The 16,391-nt window shown below is 46.4% G+C and carries 20 protein-coding genes; 16 read left to right on the forward strand and 4 right to left on the reverse strand.

All coding sequences use genetic code 11. The features are described from left to right. Positions 1 to 60: 60 nt before the first annotated feature. The 13 genes from AB4558_RS18085 (at position 61) to AB4558_RS18145 (ending at position 10,505) form a co-directional block, all read left to right on the forward strand. Positions 61 to 1,008 carry a DUF523 and DUF1722 domain-containing protein gene (locus AB4558_RS18085; protein WP_017060965.1) on the forward strand — a complete coding sequence of 316 codons (948 nt, stop codon included), beginning with the start codon at positions 61 to 63 and terminating at the stop codon, positions 1,006 to 1,008. Then, positions 1,005 to 2,420, forward strand: coding sequence for a deoxyribodipyrimidine photo-lyase (gene phrB, locus AB4558_RS18090; protein WP_065583940.1), 1,416 nt, complete (start codon positions 1,005 to 1,007; stop codon positions 2,418 to 2,420). The genes AB4558_RS18085 and phrB overlap by 4 nt, the downstream gene beginning before the upstream one ends. Positions 2,421 to 2,434: 14 nt before the next feature. After that, the gene (locus AB4558_RS18095; RefSeq protein ID WP_017061283.1) at positions 2,435 to 2,866 is read left to right on the forward strand and encodes a nuclear transport factor 2 family protein; all 432 of its coding nucleotides are present in this window, start codon (positions 2,435 to 2,437) and stop codon (positions 2,864 to 2,866) included. Then, entirely contained in the window at positions 2,866 to 3,597 is a 732-nt protein-coding gene (locus AB4558_RS18100) for an SDR family NAD(P)-dependent oxidoreductase (RefSeq protein ID WP_136974016.1), read from the forward strand. Before AB4558_RS18095 ends, AB4558_RS18100 begins: the two co-directional genes overlap by 1 nt. 2 nt (positions 3,598 to 3,599) lie before the next feature. After that, positions 3,600 to 4,871: an NAD(P)/FAD-dependent oxidoreductase gene (locus AB4558_RS18105; protein WP_372073651.1), complete on the forward strand. Its 1,272-nt coding sequence runs from the start codon at positions 3,600 to 3,602 to the stop codon at positions 4,869 to 4,871. Next, positions 4,868 to 5,674, forward strand: a complete 807-nt coding sequence (locus AB4558_RS18110) for a DUF1365 domain-containing protein (RefSeq protein WP_372073649.1) — start codon at positions 4,868 to 4,870, stop codon at positions 5,672 to 5,674. Before AB4558_RS18105 ends, AB4558_RS18110 begins: the two co-directional genes overlap by 4 nt. A gap of 105 nt (positions 5,675 to 5,779) precedes the next feature. Then, positions 5,780 to 7,060 carry a class I SAM-dependent methyltransferase gene (locus AB4558_RS18115; RefSeq protein WP_372073647.1) on the forward strand — a complete coding sequence of 427 codons (1,281 nt, stop codon included), beginning with the start codon at positions 5,780 to 5,782 and terminating at the stop codon, positions 7,058 to 7,060. Continuing rightward, complete coding sequence (locus AB4558_RS18120; protein ID WP_017061278.1) at positions 7,038 to 7,559, forward strand: DUF2878 domain-containing protein; 522 nt, start codon at positions 7,038 to 7,040, stop codon at positions 7,557 to 7,559. The genes AB4558_RS18115 and AB4558_RS18120 overlap by 23 nt, the downstream gene beginning before the upstream one ends. A gap of 3 nt (positions 7,560 to 7,562) precedes the next feature. Further along, positions 7,563 to 8,138 carry a chalcone isomerase family protein gene (locus tag AB4558_RS18125; protein WP_372073645.1) on the forward strand — a complete coding sequence of 192 codons (576 nt, stop codon included), beginning with the start codon at positions 7,563 to 7,565 and terminating at the stop codon, positions 8,136 to 8,138. After that, entirely contained in the window at positions 8,135 to 8,677 is a 543-nt protein-coding gene (locus AB4558_RS18130; protein WP_017061276.1) for a DUF3833 domain-containing protein, read from the forward strand. Before AB4558_RS18125 ends, AB4558_RS18130 begins: the two co-directional genes overlap by 4 nt. A gap of 246 nt (positions 8,678 to 8,923) precedes the next feature. Further along, positions 8,924 to 9,187 carry a hypothetical protein gene (locus tag AB4558_RS18135; RefSeq protein WP_017061275.1) on the forward strand — a complete coding sequence of 88 codons (264 nt, stop codon included), beginning with the start codon at positions 8,924 to 8,926 and terminating at the stop codon, positions 9,185 to 9,187. 272 nt (positions 9,188 to 9,459) lie between these two features. Further along, positions 9,460 to 10,134: an SDR family NAD(P)-dependent oxidoreductase gene (locus AB4558_RS18140; protein ID WP_372073643.1), complete on the forward strand. Its 675-nt coding sequence runs from the start codon at positions 9,460 to 9,462 to the stop codon at positions 10,132 to 10,134. A 131-nt stretch (positions 10,135 to 10,265) separates the two neighbouring features. Beyond that, complete coding sequence (locus AB4558_RS18145) at positions 10,266 to 10,505, forward strand: RNA-binding protein (RefSeq protein ID WP_017061273.1); 240 nt, start codon at positions 10,266 to 10,268, stop codon at positions 10,503 to 10,505. A gap of 144 nt (positions 10,506 to 10,649) precedes the next feature. On the opposite strand, the gene AB4558_RS18150 is transcribed toward AB4558_RS18145, so the two are convergent. From AB4558_RS18150 to AB4558_RS18165, 4 genes are all read right to left on the reverse strand, one after another. Beyond that, on the reverse strand, positions 10,650 to 10,994 hold the full coding sequence (locus AB4558_RS18150) for a ribosome recycling factor family protein (RefSeq protein ID WP_017061272.1): 345 nt from the start codon (positions 10,992 to 10,994) through the stop codon (positions 10,650 to 10,652). Positions 10,995 to 11,163: 169 nt separating this feature from the next. Further along, a complete protein-coding gene (locus AB4558_RS18155) occupies positions 11,164 to 11,631 on the reverse strand; it encodes an OsmC family protein (RefSeq protein WP_372073641.1) in 468 nt (155 codons plus the stop codon). 28 nt (positions 11,632 to 11,659) lie between these two features. Further along, the gene (locus AB4558_RS18160; RefSeq protein ID WP_017061270.1) at positions 11,660 to 12,052 is read right to left on the reverse strand and encodes a GFA family protein; all 393 of its coding nucleotides are present in this window, start codon (positions 12,050 to 12,052) and stop codon (positions 11,660 to 11,662) included. 113 nt (positions 12,053 to 12,165) lie between these two features. After that, positions 12,166 to 13,095, reverse strand: a complete 930-nt coding sequence (locus tag AB4558_RS18165) for a LysR family transcriptional regulator (RefSeq protein WP_102320399.1) — start codon at positions 13,093 to 13,095, stop codon at positions 12,166 to 12,168. 173 nt (positions 13,096 to 13,268) lie between these two features. On the opposite strand from AB4558_RS18165, the gene AB4558_RS18170 reads away from it, so the two are divergent. The 3 genes from AB4558_RS18170 to AB4558_RS18180 all read left to right on the forward strand — a co-directional run. After that, positions 13,269 to 13,952 (forward strand): SDR family oxidoreductase, encoded by a 684-nt coding sequence (locus tag AB4558_RS18170; protein ID WP_372054503.1) that lies wholly within the window; start codon positions 13,269 to 13,271, stop codon positions 13,950 to 13,952. Between the two features lie 83 nt (positions 13,953 to 14,035). After that, entirely contained in the window at positions 14,036 to 15,244 is a 1,209-nt protein-coding gene (locus AB4558_RS18175; protein ID WP_372073638.1) for an MFS transporter, read from the forward strand. A gap of 48 nt (positions 15,245 to 15,292) precedes the next feature. Then, on the forward strand, positions 15,293 to 16,391 hold a 1,099-nt coding region (locus AB4558_RS18180; RefSeq protein WP_372158965.1), incomplete at its 3' end, for an alkene reductase.

Here is a 16,391-nt window from a genome sequence, read left to right on the forward strand (position 1 = left end):
TACGATTAGCAATGTTGAACTATAAGAAAAAGCTCAGAGCAAGAGCAAAGGAGTTGGCCAATGGAAAAGAAAATCAAAATCGGTATCAGTGCATGTGTTGCTGGACATAAAGTACGTTTCGACACAGGTCATAAACGCTCTCGTTTTTGTACAGACGACCTAGCAGACTACGTGGAATTGGAACCTGTTTGCCCAGAGATGGCTGTTGGTCTTCCAACCCCTCGTCCAACCATTCGTCAAACAAGAATGCTAGATGACATCATCCATGTTTCTCGCCCTGATGGCTCAGGTGATGTGACCAACGAACTGATCGAGTTCGGTCAAAACTACTCAAAGAAAAACCAACACATTGCTGGCTTTATTGTGTGTCAAAAAAGCCCAACCTGCGGCATGGAGCGCGTGAAGGTGTACCACCACCATGGTCGCGGCTCTGAATCGACAGGCATAGGCATGTTCACCCAACAAATTATGGACGGCAACCCGTTACTTCCCGTTGAAGAAAACGGCCGCCTTAACGATCCCATTTTGCGTGAAAACTTCATGACTCGAGTGTTCACTTACCAAAAATGGCTCGATCTTGTGGATGAAGGTGTGACCAAGCACAAACTGATTCAGTTCCACAGCGCCCACAAATATCTAGTCATGTGTCACCACGTTGAGGGTTACAAAAGCTTAGGCAAACTGCTAGCGGGTAATGATTTAGATATCGACGAACTAGCGGCTCAATACATCGAAGGCTTGATGACGGCGTTGTCTCATCACGCGAATCGAGGCAGTCACGCCAATACGCTGCATCATTTGCAGGGTTACTTTAAAAAACAACTGAGTAGCGCTCACAAGCAAGAGCTGACCAACCAGATCGCATCATTCAGAGAGGGCGTTGTTCCACTGCTAGTGCCACTGACACTGATCAATCACTACCTGATGGAATACCCGAACGAATACCTAGAATCACAGGTTTACCTAAACCCGCACCCTCAAGAACTTAAACTGAGATACGGATATTGAGCGACATACTATGGATACGACGAGACCTGCGGATTCACGATAACCCAGCGCTCGTCGCGGCAGTTGAAAACGGCGTAACGACCGCCGTTTTCATTTCAACGCCTCAAACGTGGCGGCAACACCACCTTGCGCCGATCAAAGCTGATTTCATCTATCGTCATCTAAAACAACTCGATTCCCAGCTCGCTGAATTCGGGATAACGTTGCTTCACCTGAAAGCTAGCGACTTTGACGACCAATCCAAACAGCTCATCGATTTGTGCCAGCAGCTTGATGCCAAGTGCGTCTACGCTAACTCTGAACCAGAGGTCGATGAACAAGCTCGCGATAAAAAGCTGATTTCAAGCGGCCTAAACCTGAAGATCAGCGATTGTGACGTTATGCTGCCACTCGGTAGCGTTCTCAACAAACAAGGCGAGATGTTCAAAGTCTTTACGCCCTTTAAGAACGCTTGGTTAAAAGAAGTTCAGGTGAAAGGCATCATCTGCAGTCCAGCTCCTGTCGAGTCAGCTGAACGTTCACAAACACAGCTTCCTGACGACTTACAAGCCTTAACCATCTCTGCTGACTATGATTTCGATTTTCCGCGTGTTGATTCGAGTCGCTGGCCATTAAGCCAAGATGTATTGGGCAATGTGATCCCCAATTTCTTAGGCAATAAAGTCAACGACTACGCACGTCTGAGAGATATTCCCTCAGTTAAAGGAACATCGGGGCTATCACCTTATTTAGCGATTGGCGCCGTGAGCCCACGTTGGTTAGCGATTCAATTGATTCAGCAGCAACCCGATCTGTTATTTGATACGCAATTACCGGCCTTTTGTTGGCTCAATGAATTGATTTGGCGAGATTTTTATAAGCATTTGATGTTCCACCACCCTAAACTGGTCAAAGGTGCTAACTTTCAGCAAAAATACAATGGTTTAGATTGGTATCACGATCATCCTAGCTTCAAAGCTTGGTGCGAAGGAAAAACAGGATATCCATTGGTTGATGCCGCAATGCGTCAACTGGTTGAAACGGGCTGGATGCACAACAGACTAAGAATGGTGGTGGCAAGCTTCCTAACCAAGCACCTGCTTATTGACTGGCGTTGGGGCGAGCGTTTCTTTATGTCGCACCTTATCGACGGAGACTTTAGTGCCAACAATGGTGGCTGGCAGTGGGCTTCAAGTACTGGCTGTGATGCTCAACCTTACTTCCGAATTTTCAATCCAATCACTCAGAGTGAAAAGTTTGATCCAAAAGGAATTTTTATTCGTAAGTACATACCAGAGCTGCAAAATATCCCAGATAAGCATGTACATTTCCCACATGACTTTATCGCTAAAAACGGAATAGACAGCGAATACTGGCAACCCATCGTTGAGCATAAAGAAGCACGATTGAGAGCCTTAGCCTTCTTCAAATAATTAGAGTGAATATTATGGATAACTCTCTATGGCTTGATAACTTTCTCAACATGTATCGAGAACTCGGAACCGACAATTTCGACGTGCTTAAGACGGTTTATCACCCTGATATTGAATTCCAAGATCCGCTGCATCATGTCAGCGGTATTTCGGCGCTTACGCACTACTTCGAGAACCTCTACACCCAAGTAACCAGCTGTTACTTTCATATCGAACACACTTTCGAAGCGAACGACGAAGCTTCCGTTTACTGGACGATGCAGTTTGCTCACAAGCAATTAAATGGGCAAAAGCCAATCGAAGTACAAGGGCACAGCCACCTTAAGATGCTCGACGGTCAAGTGGTCTACCACAGAGACTACCTCGACGTCGGTTCTATGTTGTATGAACACATTCCAGTACTGGGCTGCGCGATAAAATCCATCAAAAAGAGAGCGAGTCGATAATGCATATTATGATTACAGGCGCGACCTCAGGTATCGGCCAATCCCTAGCTAAAGATTACGCTCAGCAAGGGCATCAGGTGATTGCTTGTGGCCGCAATCCAGACAAACTGCAAGCCTTAGTTGATTCTCACGATACAGACATCGCGCATTCATCAATTACACCGCTCTGTTTCGACTTGACTGATTACCACAACTTTCCAGAACTCGACCAAGACAAGCCGCTCGACCTGCTGATTTTAAATGCAGGTGATTGTGAGTACATCGACGACCCAGTGAACTTTGATGCCGAGCTATTCGAGCGCGTCATCAACATAAACCTAATTTCAATTGGCTACGCCCTTAAAGCTTGGTTAAAAAACATCAAGCCCGGCGGCCGTTTGGTTTTAGTCAGCTCCAGCGCCAGCTTTTTACCTTTGCCAAGAGCCGAGGCTTATGGCGCTTCAAAGGCAGCCCTCACCTACTTAGGCAGAACACTTTCGGTTGATCTGGCAACGCACAACATTCATGTCTCAATTGTGCACCCTGGCTTTGTTGAAACGCCATTAACCGAGCGAAATACGTTCTCTATGCCTATGATTATTAGTAGTGAGGCCGCAACTCAGCGAATCGTAAATGGTATCGCTCAAGGAAAGAGTGAAATTGATTTCCCAAGACGATTCATCATGTTGATGAAGCTACTAAGAATGCTTCCAACTCCAGTTTGGCAAAAACTCGCTTCAAGGATGGTATAACAATGAAGAAAATCGCCATTATTGGTTCAGGTATATCTGGACTCACTTGCGCGCATATATTAGATAAGCACCACGACGTAACAGTATTCGAAAAGAATGATTACGTTGGGGGGCACACCGCGACCGTTGATATTGAACATCAAGGCTCGGCGTTTTCGATAGATACAGGTTTCATCGTATTCAACGATCGAACCTACCCGAATTTCAATCAGCTTCTAGAACAACTCGATGTCGAAAGGCAACCGACTGAGATGAGCTTCAGCGTCCACAACACGACGACCAAGTTTGAATACAACGGCCACAGCATTAATTCGTTATTCGCGCAGAGGAGCAACATCTTCAAACCTCAGTTCTGGTCTTTAGTGTCTGACATTCTCAAGTTCAACAAGCTGTGTAAGGCTCAGTTTGAAAGCAATGAATTCACACCAGACGTTACCCTTGGCAGTTTCCTACGAGATAATCAATTTTCCGACTTTTTCAGCCAGCACTACATCTTACCGATGGGCGCGGCGATTTGGTCGACAAGCTTGGAAGAAATGGAAGAGTTTGAGCTCAAGTTCTTCATTCAGTTTTTCTACAACCATGGATTGCTCGATATCGCGAACCGTCCTCAGTGGTATGTGATACCAAAGGGATCGCGTTCTTATGTTGAAATCATCCTTTCACGCTTAAACAAACCCGTTGCACTCAATACATCGATTAAACAAGTGACTCGCAATGAAACAGGCGTCACGATTGAGTTTGAAGATGGCAGCACACAAGACTTCGACGAAGTAATCTTTGCTTGTCACTCAGACCAAGCCTTACGTCTGCTTGGTGATGCAACAGAACAAGAGCAACAGGTACTGGGCGAAATCCCATACAGCCGCAATGAAGTGGTTCTGCACACCGATACTCGCTTGTTACCAGACAGGAAACTGGCTTGGGCAAGCTGGAACTACATGTTGGATGGCGACAGTAAACGACCTGCTTGTGTCACGTACAACATGAACATTCTGCAAGGCATCGAAAGCCAAGACACCTTCTGTGTCACCTTGAATCAAAGCGAAGCCATCGACCCAGAAAAAATCATTCGCAGCTTTGTTTATCATCACCCGGTACTTAATTCGAACACGGTCGAAGCTCAACACAAGCGTGAGCAAATCTGTGGCAAAAACCAGACGCACTTTGCCGGTGCTTACTGGTATAACGGCTTCCATGAAGACGGTGTCCACAGTGCACTCGATGTGACCAAACGCTTCGGTTTAGATTTGAGTACGAGTTCAGCCCTATGAACAGTCAAGCCCTGACACCCGAGATGGGGATCGCATCCAAAAAGAGTGAAGAGCTCAGCGGTATCTATTGGGGTAACGTCAGACATCGCCGCTTTGGCGACATCACTCATGAGTTCAGCTATCAGCTGTATATGATGGGGTTAGATCTTGATGAGCTGCCCCAAACCACAGCGCGCAGTGCGCTGTTCGGAACTCGTTGGTACAACCCGATTCGCTTTGTCGAATCGGATTATCTCGCTGAAAAAAAAGAAAATGTCACCACGGATGAACCAAAATCACTTAAGCAACGTATAGCTTCCAAAGTGCAACAACTTGGTGGGGTTTGGTCTGATTCAAACCGTGTGACGATGCTGGCTCAGTGCCGCTGTTTAGGCATCTACTTCAGCCCAATCAACTGTTTCTTCTGTTATGACGAGACTGGAGATTGTAAGTACATGTTGGCTGAGGTGAGTAACACGCCTTGGCGAGAAAGACACTACTATCTCATCGACATGCACCAAGAATTGAAGGTAAAAAAAGAGTTTCACGTTTCGCCGTTCATGGATTTGAACATGACTTATTTTTGGAAGATTAAGCCACCAGCGAAACGCACGTTAGTTCACATCGAAAGCCGCCGAGACGACAAGCTTTTCGATGCGACACTGGCTCTGACGAAGCAGTCAGTAACCAAGACAAACATTAGACGAACGGTATTCAAGATTCCGGCGATGACGATAAAAGTCGTGATGGGAATTTATTATCAGGCTCTCAAATTATTCCTGAAAAAAGTACCGTTTGTGGCGCATCCAGACTCAACGTCTTAAGCGCACATGAAAGAACTCAATTGAAGCTTGGGTTCGCTCCAATCAGGGAGCAGAACTCAGCTTAGTTGGCACAAAATATTAGAATGAGTTATCAGCGAGGTTTACATGGAACAGCTTGCCAAACAAAACAACAATATTGAACAACAAGCTAAAGCCGTTGCTGTTTCAAGCAACTGTAAATATCGAGCTTTAATCTTCAAGGTGTTAGAAAGCCTGCAATTCGCGACGCTCGAGATCATTGAGCGCGACCAGCATTCGGTGTTCGGTGATCGAGAAGCAGACTTGAAAGGTCGAATCGTGATTCATGATGCGACCTTTTTTAGAGATGTGGTCATCAACGGCAGTATCGGCGCATCTGAAGCGTACATCGATGGTAAATGGACCAGCCCAAATCTAACGCGTGTGATTCAAATCATGGCTCGTAACCAAGCCCAATTGGATGAACTTGATGATAAGACACAATGGATTTCTCGCATCAAAAACCTATTGCTGCGTCGTAAGAATGCCAACACCGAGCAAGGCTCTAAGCGAAATATTCTCGCCCACTACGATATTGGCAACGAGCTGTATGAGCGCTTCTTAGATAGCTCGATGCAGTACTCTTCCGCAATCTACAGCGAAGACGCAGAAACCTTGTCGAAGGCTCAACAAAACAAAATGAAAACCATCTGTGAGCGACTAGAACTGTCTGAGAAAGATAGCGTGATCGAGATAGGCACAGGGTGGGGCGGCTTAGCCATCTTCATGGCGCAACACTACGGTTGCCACGTCACCACTACCACGATCTCAGATGCCCAACATGCACTTGCTGAACAGAGAGTAAAAGCGCTTGGTTTAACCGACAAAATCACCCTGCTCAAAGAGGATTATCGCAATCTCACTGGTGAGTATGACAAGTTGGTTTCGATCGAGATGATAGAGGCGGTCGGACATGAGTATCTACAAACCTTCTTTGAAAAATGTTCCTCGCTACTTAAGCCCTCAGGCAAGATGCTGATTCAAGCAATTACTATTGCTGACAGCCGTTACGACAAATACCGCAAAGGTGTCGACTTTATTCAGAAGTACATCTTCCCCGGCGGTTGCCTACCTTCTGTTTCAGTGATGACCCAACACCTTGCGACCAGCACCGACCTTGTGGTTCAAGAAATTGATGACATTGGCCTGCACTACGCTCGAACGCTGAATGATTGGAACATCGCCTTTGAAAATAGTTGGGAAGAGCTAGAGTCTCTCGGCTATTCAGAAGAGTTTAAACGCTTATGGACCTTCTACTTCTGCTACTGTGAAGGCGCATTCAAAGAGCGCGTGATCAGCACTCACCATGTAGTCGCAAGAAAACCTCGTTACTTTGGAGAAAAAGATGAAGCGGTTTTGGATTATTAATCTCGTACTGTTTCAAGCGACCTGGGTTTGCAGTGCTTTCTTTACCGCGCAAGCCCCGTTCGTCACACCACTGATTGTAGTGGTTCACTTCCTTCTATCACCGACTCGCAGTAGCGATTTGAAGATACTCATTTTATTACCATTGGGGCTATTGCTTGATAGCCTCTTACTCCACTTCGGCGTGTTTGCCGTCGACTCTGAAATTGCGAATCAATCGTGGTTCCCGGTGTGGCTTGTCTGCCTGTGGATCATGTTCTTAATCAGTTTTAACCACAGCCTAAATTGGCTTTTAAAATGCTCGAAAGTGATCTTGTTTGTCATAGGGTTCGTAGCAGGTACTAGTAGTTATTGGGGAGGCATCAAAGCAGGTGCTCTTCTTACTACTTGGCCAGATGCATCGGTAGTTGCTGCCCTTGCAATAAGTTGGGGGATTTTGTTGCCCTTACTGGTGGCCGCCTACTCCAACTTAATACAACCTAAAATGGCAATAACGAGGTGACTTATGGCTTATCCACGCAACCCGACACAAACGTTCAAACCTGAGCGAGGTATTGTTCGCGCTCATCAGCAAGCAAAAAACACACTTCTAAGCTTTATTACTCTCCCGTTAATCTTTGCTGCGCTGTTATTTGCCGGACACGCTAGAGCCTCTGCTGTCGATGATCTGACCAAACGTGGTGAGGGTGAAATGAGTTACCTGTTTTGGACTCTCTACTCGGCAGAATTCTACGCGACTCCAACCAATTCCGAACGAGCTTTGAAGCTTGAGTATTACCGCTCTATCGATAGCAAAGACCTCGTAGACGCGACCGAAGATCAGTGGAACAAGCTTGGCTACTCTGACAGCAACATTCAACGTTGGTTGAAACCCTTGTACGCGATGTGGCCGAACGTGGAAGAAGGAAGCACACTCACGATTCGTGTCGCTGAAGATAACGTAAGTCGTTTTTATTTCGATGAACAACCGATCGGCACCATCCAAGACAAGCAATTTGGTGAAGCCTTTCTAGCGATTTGGTTGTCTGAAAACACCTCTGAACCCGGTCTTCGTAAACAACTTTTAGGTTTGAACAAATGAATCCAAAAACAACAATAATAAAATTTGCTCTGGCATTTTTTTCACTCACTTGGCTAGTGGGCTGTGGCTCTGCAAGTTTAGAAGACCATGTCGACACAACGCCAGAGCTCAAGCTTGAAACCTTTTTTAATGGCGAGCTAATGGCCTACGGCATGGTGCTAGACCGCTCTGGTAACTTACTGCGCCGCTTTGATGCCAAACTGATCGCGACTTGGGACGGTGACAACGGAGAAATAAAAGAGTGGTTCTCTTTTGCTGATGGCGAGCGCTCAACTCGCGTTTGGAATCTGATCAAAACGGGCGAAAACACCTATTCTGGGACTGCCAACGATGTCGTTGGAACCGCTTATGGTGAAACCCAAGGTTCTGCGCTGTATTGGAAATATGATCTAGAAATTGAAGTAGACGGCAGCACCTATGAAGTGGTGCTCGATGATTGGATGTTCTTAATGGACGATAAACGCTTGTTCAACAAGACTGAGATGTCTAAGTTTGGCTTTAAAGTCGGAGAGGTCATCTTATACATCGAGAAGATTTGATGTAACTGCCGTTTCTGATTCTTAGTTTTAAAACGATGACTACATCTACAGTACGTAACAAAACAGCCCACAACGAAAATTGTGGGCTGTTTTGTTTGATCCCTCGAATAGCATACCTGCATGCTCAAGCCATTGTGCTAAGATGCGCCACCAGCATACAAATGGACTAGACTGACACTAAGCAGTCCCCATTTGTTTCGCTAAGCGTAGATTCCCTACCATGAATAATTGAAAAGGCTTTAAAGCATGAGCAAGTTGACCTCAGCGGAGCGTAAAGCTCGCGACAATGAACGTTTCTCACAACGCGTAAACGACCGCAGAGAAAAAGGTGAAGACGTAGTTGCTTACGCACTGACCAACAAAAAAGCTGTAAAATTCCTGACTAAGTCAGAGAAAAAACGTTTCAACGAAACGAGAGCGACTCTGCAAGAAGAGAAGCGAGTGAAAGAACAAGAAGAGCTTAACCGAATCGAAGACGCGTTCACGATCAAACAGTTCGACGACGAATAATCACTTATGATTACTCAAAAGCGCTGGCTCTATGCCGGCGCTTTTACTTGTTAGTTCTGCTACTTTTTGGCTGTGTTATTTCTGACCAAACCCGTCGATTCTTAACGGCTTTCCCCCACTTTCTTAGCTCAGCCTTACCGCTCGACCGATCACCCAAGCTATTAACCTATCAACCTATCAACCAGGCTATCGATCAACTTTAGCCATAGATCTCAGAAAATCTTAGCCTAGCCCCTTACTATCTCGAATCAACTCTACAAACTTAAGACAGTATGATTTTAATTACCGGATCAAGCAGCGGTTTAGGCGCAGCGCTCGCGATACAATACGCTAACACTGCAACAGACGCTCAGCGTGTAGCCATTACAGGTCGCAATGCACAACGTTTAGCAGAAGTGGCGCAAGGCCTACCGGCGAATACCATTAGCCAAGCGTGTGATCTCTGTGACCCGCACTCAGTGAGCGAGTTATTGGATGCGTTACCTGAAATGCCGAAGCTGGTGATCCACAGCGCTGGCAGTGGGTACTTCGGTAAGATAGAACAGCAAGATCCAACCATCATCAGCGACATGCTGAAGAACAATATTGAGTCTTCGATCTTTTTGATTCGCGAGCTTGTGCAGCGCTACAAAGATCAATCGGTCACCATTGCAGTGGTGATGTCGACGGCGGCCCAAGGTGCTAAAGCGGAAGAGTCCACCTACTGCGCGGCAAAATGGGCCGTGAAAGGCTTTATCGAATCGGTGAGGTTGGAGCTAAAAGGTCACCCGATGAAAATCGTGGCGGTTTACCCTGGAGGAATGGCGACCGAGTTTTGGAATACAAGCGGTAAAGGCATGGATACCTCGAGCTTTATGACCGCGCAAGAAGCCGCTCAGATGCTACAACAGGCGTTGACCAGCACAGAGCATGGATTCGTGTCAGATATCACGATAAACCGCGGCTAGCAGGTAAACAGCTCGCTTAATCGGTAAATAGAGCGACACATTACCAAAGAAATGATTAGAGTAATTATTTGTGAGGGTGAGCATGAAAGTGTGCGACAATGCTCGGCGTAAATTCATATTCAAGGTTTATTATGAAACTTCTAGTTCGTAACCTATCGCGCTCTACCTCTGAGCAAGACATCCGTGTGCTATTTTCTGAGTTTGGCTCAGTAAAAGAGTGCAGCCTAGTTTTAGACCAAGAAACTGGCGACTCAAAAGGCTTCGCTTTTGTTGAAATGCCAGAGCAAGAAGAAGCTAAAGCGGCACTAAACAAGCTGAACTTGTCAAAGCTTGGCAAAAACACGATTCGTGTAAAAGTAGCGAACTCTTAATCGATTCAATGCTTCATAAGCCGCATGGCTTAGCTTAACAGCAGCACAGATGATAAAGCCCGTAACGATATGACGTTTTCCAGCGCAATATCGTTACGGGCTTTTTGCTGCTCGCAATTCTCTTTTCACACGATTTGAATACGCCTACAGACCTTCATGTTCATCAATAGCACGTCTTGCTTCGGCCATTGAACATCCAGATTCCATCACCAGCTGAGCCACAGTCATTGAAGGTGTAGCGGCCAACAGAGATGCCAAACACACCACGGGTTTAGGCAACACTTTGTCGATTGCAATTGCTATCCAACCGTCTTTTTCATGGGTTAACATCGTTTTAAATTCAACGAGTTGATACTCTTGAGCGACCAACAGCCAATTACGCGAACGACGAACTCGTTTCAACTGACATCCACATTCCGCAGCATTCACCATCACTTGGCTTTTATCACTCACACGATGTACAAAACTATTCAATGGGACGCTAAACATAACTCTCTGCTAACCAATCTATTCCTACCATTCAAGAGCTCTCTACCTATCTCTCAAAACTTTCTAACTGTCACTCAATTAAAACCGTACGTAGGATTACACAGACACAAAAAAACCGCCAGTGATGCACTAAGCAACCTCGCGGTTTTTGGATGTTAACGTGTGTGGTTTACGCTTTAGTTTCTACCACAATGTCCGTTTTTACCGAGTTCGCGATAAAGCAGTTTTTGTGCGCCAAGTGGTGCAGTTTGTCGAGCTGCTTGGCGGTGGGCTTTTTGGTACCTAAAAACACAATTTTAGGGCGCAGAGTCACCTTAGTGACCGATGAGCGGCCAGATTCATCTTCTTCCAGCACACCAATCGCATCATCGACATAGGAGTCGATCACGTACTTCTGCTTTGCGGCAATGCCCAAAAACGTCAGCATATGGCAGCTAGAAAGTGCCGCGATAAACGCTTCTTCTGGATCAACATTCGCTTCCACCGAAAACGGCAGTGGCACAACATGTGGAGAGGACGAAGCAGGCACAGTGACACCACCATCGAACTCCCACGTATGACCGCGGCTGTATTGATTGTCGCTAAAGACTTCATCTTCTGCTTTTTTCCAGCGAATGATCACTCCGTATTCAGACATAATTCCTTCCTTTTTTATGCTCAATAAATTAACGATCAGCTGGATGATTGACACCATCGTTGGTCACCACATCACCAATATCAAAAGGGTTTACCCCTTCCAAACAGCCGATGTTAAAACCGTATTCGTTTGGACTAGAACGGCGTTGATGATGGGTATAGATGCCGCAGTTTGAGCAGAAGTAATGCTTTGCGGTATTGGTATTGAATTGATAAAGCTTGAGATGCTCCGCACCTTTAAGGATCTTGATGCCATCCAGCGCAACAGAGCCCACAATCGCTCCCCTGCGACGACAGATAGAGCAATCACAGCGGCGTGGTTTTTCTATCCCGTTAGGTAAGCTGAACTCTAGTTCAACCGCACCGCAATGGCAGGTTGCCTTGTGAAAAGGTTGGATAACCGTATCTCCGACGACTTTCATTTTTCTCTCCAATCACATCCTTATGTTGGTCGTATCATAACCAGTTCAATGTTCTCTGTCCGTACCCGGGTGTTGAGTTCGAGAGATCTGTCATACGCTGCTTCTCGGCTAATCTAACTAGACTTTTCAACCAAATCGCCAAACCGCTCAAACAAGAAATCAAGAAACAACCGGATACGCTTGGGCTGATATTTCTTGCTGATGTACACCACATTCAAATCGGCACTCGACACCGACATCGCGGTGTTGAAGTTCTTCATGTAGCCATTAAGCAGCGTCACAAGGCGCTGGTTATTGATGTCGCCTTGCACATCCAGTACCGATTTAAGAGCAATGCCCTCGCCTTTTAATGCCCAGTAGCGAATCACTTCGCCATCGTCTGAAAATCGCTTTGGAACAACAGTAATCGACTTCTTCATATCATGATCTTGGAAGTGCCATGTCTTGAGCTCTTCATTGCTGCGCAGCATGGCTAAACAATCGTGATCAACCAAATCTTGTGGTGTTAACGGTGTTCCATGCTTGGCAAGATATTCAGGAGAAGCACACAGCACACGTCGGCTTGGTGACAAGCGTCTGGATATCAAACTGCTGTCGACCAATTCACCATAACGGACCACGATATCCATGCCAGATTCAGCAATGTTCGAGAGGTTATCGTTCAAGTAGAGGTAAGGGATCACGTCGGGATATTGCTGACAGAACTCAGAGAGAATCGGAAGAATGTACTGCTTTCCGATGTCTTTCGGCGCGGCGATTTTGAGTGGACCTTTGACCTCTTTGACGCCATTTTGGATCAGGTTTTCGGCCTCACTGACATTATCCAATATCTCCAGACACGCCTTGTGATACAGCTCGCCAGAGTCGGTTAAAGACACATGGCGCGTACTTCGATTCAACAACTTCACACCATATCGCTCTTCCAGCGCTTGAAGCCTTGCTGTCATGGTCGCAGGTGATAAACCCAGTTCGCGCCCAGCCGCCGCTAACCCGTGATGCTTAACAATACTGACGAACATCGCCATATCTGAAAACTTATCCATACGATTCTCGCTTCCGTCTCTTCGTCTTACTTCTCGATCTTAATGCTCGATCTGAATACTCAGCGACACTATTCAGATTAACCGAATAATGAATTTATATTTTAACCAATTATCAAATTTAGTCGAATAAATATAATGACAAACATCAACAGAACAACGCAGGAATTCAGAGCATGACTAACGAATCGACTAATCAAGAGCAACGCACTTTCGTCATCATTGGTGGCACATCAGGCATCGGTAAAGCACTCGCGATGAAATTGAGAAACGAAAACAACACAGTGCACGTCGCTAGCCGACATACAGGCCTTAATATCAGCAATGAAAAGTCAATTTGTGAATACTTCGAATCGATTGGCGTGTTTGACCACTTAGTCGTAACGGCTGGCTCATCCGCTCCCGCAGGAAAAGTAACAGATGTAGCAACCGCAGACGCTAAGACAGCTTTTGACACTAAGTTTTGGGGCAGCTTAAACGTAGCAAAACATGCCTCACGCTACATGACGCCAAACGGCTCTATCACGCTCACGACAGGCATGTTGTCTCGCAAAGTAGTGGCTGGCACTTACGTAAAAACCGCCATCAATGCCGCACTAGAAAGCGTGACTAAAATACTGGCGAAAGAGCTGTCACCCATTCGAGTCAATGCCGTTAGCCCGGGTTTAACCATGACGGAAGCCTACAAAAACATGGACGATTCCGCTCGTACAAGCATGTACGACAACGCCAAAAATAACCTACCCGCAGGCAAGGTTGGCGAGCCTTCAGAGGTGGCTATGGGTTACCTATTCGCGATTAACAACCCATACGTAACAGGGTCAATCATCGACATCGACGGCGGCGCTCTACTCGGCTAACACCCCGCAAAGACATAAAGAACAATCGTGAGGGTGTTTATCTCAACGTCCTAACAAATAAGAATTTACATAGGTAACTCATCATGAAATCAGAAGCCATGACACAAGAAAAGATGCCATTCCAAGTTTGGATACTGACACTCGCAGCATTTGCAATTGGCACCGCTGAGTTTGTTATCGCAGGCATTCTTCCACAAATCGCCACATCACTTTCAATCACAGAAGGTCAAGCTGGCTACCTTATCAGTGCTTACGCGTTGGCTATCGTTATCGGCGGCCCGATCTTAACAATCTACCTTGCGCGCTTTAATAAGAAGATAGTGCTGATTGGCTTAATGGCACTGTTCATTATTGGCAACGTGTTATCCGCCTTAGCGCCAAGCTATCCACTTCTACTGGCAAGCCGTGTGATCGCAGGCTTAGTGCAAGGCCCTTTCTATGGCATCGGTGCGGTTGTCGCAACCAACTTAGTGTCTGAAAAAATGGCAGGTCGTGCCGTTGGTCAGATGTTCGCAGGCCTAACACTCGCTAACGTTCTTGGCGTTCCAGCGGGTACTTGGGTTAGCTTGCAATTCGGCTGGCACACCACTTTCTTTACCGTGGCTGCACTTGGCACGATTGCGATGATTTCTATCCTGACGTCAATCAAATCAACGGGTCACAGCGAAGCGAAAGACATCAAAACTCAGCTTTTAGCGTTCAAAAACCCAATGCTGCTGATCAGCTTGGCGATCACCGCTTTTGCTTGGTCTGGTTTCATGACGCTTTACGGCTACCTTGCGCCTATCGCCATGCACATCACGGGTTACGGTCAAGAATCAGTCACTTGGATCTTAGTGATTGTTGGTGTCGGCTTAATCATCGGTAACACCTTGGGCGGCCGCACTTCTGACAAAGATTTAGGCAAAGCATCGATGTTTTGGGCTATCGCGATGATCGCTTCATTAGTAGTGGTTGGCCTTGTTGTAGACAACAAAATCCTATTCGTTGCAGCGGCATTTGTCTTTGGTATTGCATCATTTGCGAACGTTCCAGCAATGCAACTTCGAGTGATGAACAACGGTGGCGAAGGCCAAGAGCTAGCAGCAACCGCGAATATCTCAGCGTTTAATTTAGCCAATGCCTTTGGTGGATTCCTTGGCGGCATGGTACTCGACAGCCAACTAGGCGCAGGCATGATTCCATTCGCAGCCGTTGTTGTCCCTGTTATTGGTTTGCTGCTTATTGCGAAAGCCAACCGAGCGGGGAGGCCACAAAGCAACTCTATTTTCAGCCCAGCAGAAAGCAAATAAGCCCCAATAAAAAACGAAAGATCACAGCATTAAAACAAGGTAGAAACCATGAACAAATTATTCGAAGCATCAGAACTGAAAGGCCTAGCACTACAAAACCGCGTGGTTATGGCACCCATGACACGCGCTCGTACTAGCCAACCTGGAAACGTGCCAAACGACATGATGGCAACCTATTACCAACAACGCGCAAGTGCAGGGCTGATCATCACGGAAGCAACGCAGATCTCTGATGACTCTCAAGGTTACTCATTCACACCCGGCGTTTATACCGATGCACAAATCGAAGGTTGGAAGTCAGTAACAACAGCAGCAAAAGCACAAGGTGCCGCGATATTCTGCCAGCTATGGCATGTAGGCCGAGTATCACACCCTACCTTTCAAAAAGGCGAGTTACCGATTGCACCTTCTGCATTAGCTCCAATAGAAACGCAGGTTTGGATCTCTGATGAGAATGGTAACGGCAACATGGTGGATTGCATCCAACCAAGAGAGATGACCCAAGCAGACATCGATCGTGTTGTTCAAGATTTTGCTAACTCAGCGAAAAAAGCAGTCGAGGCAGGGTTCAACGGAGTGGAAATACACGGTGGCAATGGCTACCTGATTGATCAGTTCCTAAGAACCAACTCAAACAAACGCACCGACAACTACGGCGGTAGCCGCGAGAACCGACTTCGCTTCCTAATCGAAGTTATGGATGCAGTGATTGATGCAATTGGCGCAGACAAAGTAGGCGTACGCTTGGCTCCGTTCATCACCTTCAAAGACATGAACTGCCCAGATATCGTACCAACGATTTTAGAAGCTTCAAAAGCGCTACAAGCTCGTAATATCGCTTATCTGCACCTTTCAGAAGCCGATTGGGATGATGCTCCAGTTATCCCTGAAAGCTTCCGTGTCGAACTAAGAGCCTTGTTCTCTAACACCATCATCGTTGCCGGCAGCTACACACCACAACGCGCCGAAGAAGTACTAAGCAAAGGCTACGCCGATCTCGTCGCATTTGGTCGCCCATTCGTTGCTAACCCAGATCTAGTTTCACGCCTACAAAACGGCAGCGAACTATCAGAACTTGATGGCGCCACTCTGTTCGGCGGCAACGAAAAAGGCTACATCGATTATCCTAATGCCGATCGTTTAAGAA

It is taken from the genome of Vibrio sp. 10N.222.51.C5 (assembly GCF_041474575.1).
GTDB lineage: Bacteria > Pseudomonadota > Gammaproteobacteria > Enterobacterales > Vibrionaceae > Vibrio > Vibrio crassostreae_C.

Coding starts and splice junctions, on each gene's coding strand:
- AB4558_RS18085 (WP_017060965.1), top strand. CDS start 61: ATGGAAAAGAAAATCAAAATCGGTATCAGTGCATGTGTTGCTGGACAT.
- AB4558_RS18095 (WP_017061283.1), top strand. CDS start 2,435: ATGGATAACTCTCTATGGCTTGATAACTTTCTCAACATGTATCGAGAA.
- AB4558_RS18100 (WP_136974016.1), top strand. CDS start 2,866: ATGCATATTATGATTACAGGCGCGACCTCAGGTATCGGCCAATCCCTA.
- AB4558_RS18105 (WP_372073651.1), top strand. CDS start 3,600: ATGAAGAAAATCGCCATTATTGGTTCAGGTATATCTGGACTCACTTGC.
- AB4558_RS18110 (WP_372073649.1), top strand. CDS start 4,868: ATGAACAGTCAAGCCCTGACACCCGAGATGGGGATCGCATCCAAAAAG.
- AB4558_RS18115 (WP_372073647.1), top strand. CDS start 5,780: ATGGAACAGCTTGCCAAACAAAACAACAATATTGAACAACAAGCTAAA.
- AB4558_RS18120 (WP_017061278.1), top strand. CDS start 7,038: ATGAAGCGGTTTTGGATTATTAATCTCGTACTGTTTCAAGCGACCTGG.
- AB4558_RS18125 (WP_372073645.1), top strand. CDS start 7,563: ATGGCTTATCCACGCAACCCGACACAAACGTTCAAACCTGAGCGAGGT.
- AB4558_RS18130 (WP_017061276.1), top strand. CDS start 8,135: ATGAATCCAAAAACAACAATAATAAAATTTGCTCTGGCATTTTTTTCA.
- AB4558_RS18135 (WP_017061275.1), top strand. CDS start 8,924: ATGAGCAAGTTGACCTCAGCGGAGCGTAAAGCTCGCGACAATGAACGT.
- AB4558_RS18140 (WP_372073643.1), top strand. CDS start 9,460: ATGATTTTAATTACCGGATCAAGCAGCGGTTTAGGCGCAGCGCTCGCG.
- AB4558_RS18145 (WP_017061273.1), top strand. CDS start 10,266: ATGAAACTTCTAGTTCGTAACCTATCGCGCTCTACCTCTGAGCAAGAC.
- AB4558_RS18150 (WP_017061272.1), bottom strand. CDS start 10,994: ATGTTTAGCGTCCCATTGAATAGTTTTGTACATCGTGTGAGTGATAAA.
- AB4558_RS18155 (WP_372073641.1), bottom strand. CDS start 11,631: ATGTCTGAATACGGAGTGATCATTCGCTGGAAAAAAGCAGAAGATGAA.
- AB4558_RS18160 (WP_017061270.1), bottom strand. CDS start 12,052: ATGAAAGTCGTCGGAGATACGGTTATCCAACCTTTTCACAAGGCAACC.
- AB4558_RS18165 (WP_102320399.1), bottom strand. CDS start 13,095: ATGGATAAGTTTTCAGATATGGCGATGTTCGTCAGTATTGTTAAGCAT.
- AB4558_RS18170 (WP_372054503.1), top strand. CDS start 13,269: ATGACTAACGAATCGACTAATCAAGAGCAACGCACTTTCGTCATCATT.
- AB4558_RS18175 (WP_372073638.1), top strand. CDS start 14,036: ATGAAATCAGAAGCCATGACACAAGAAAAGATGCCATTCCAAGTTTGG.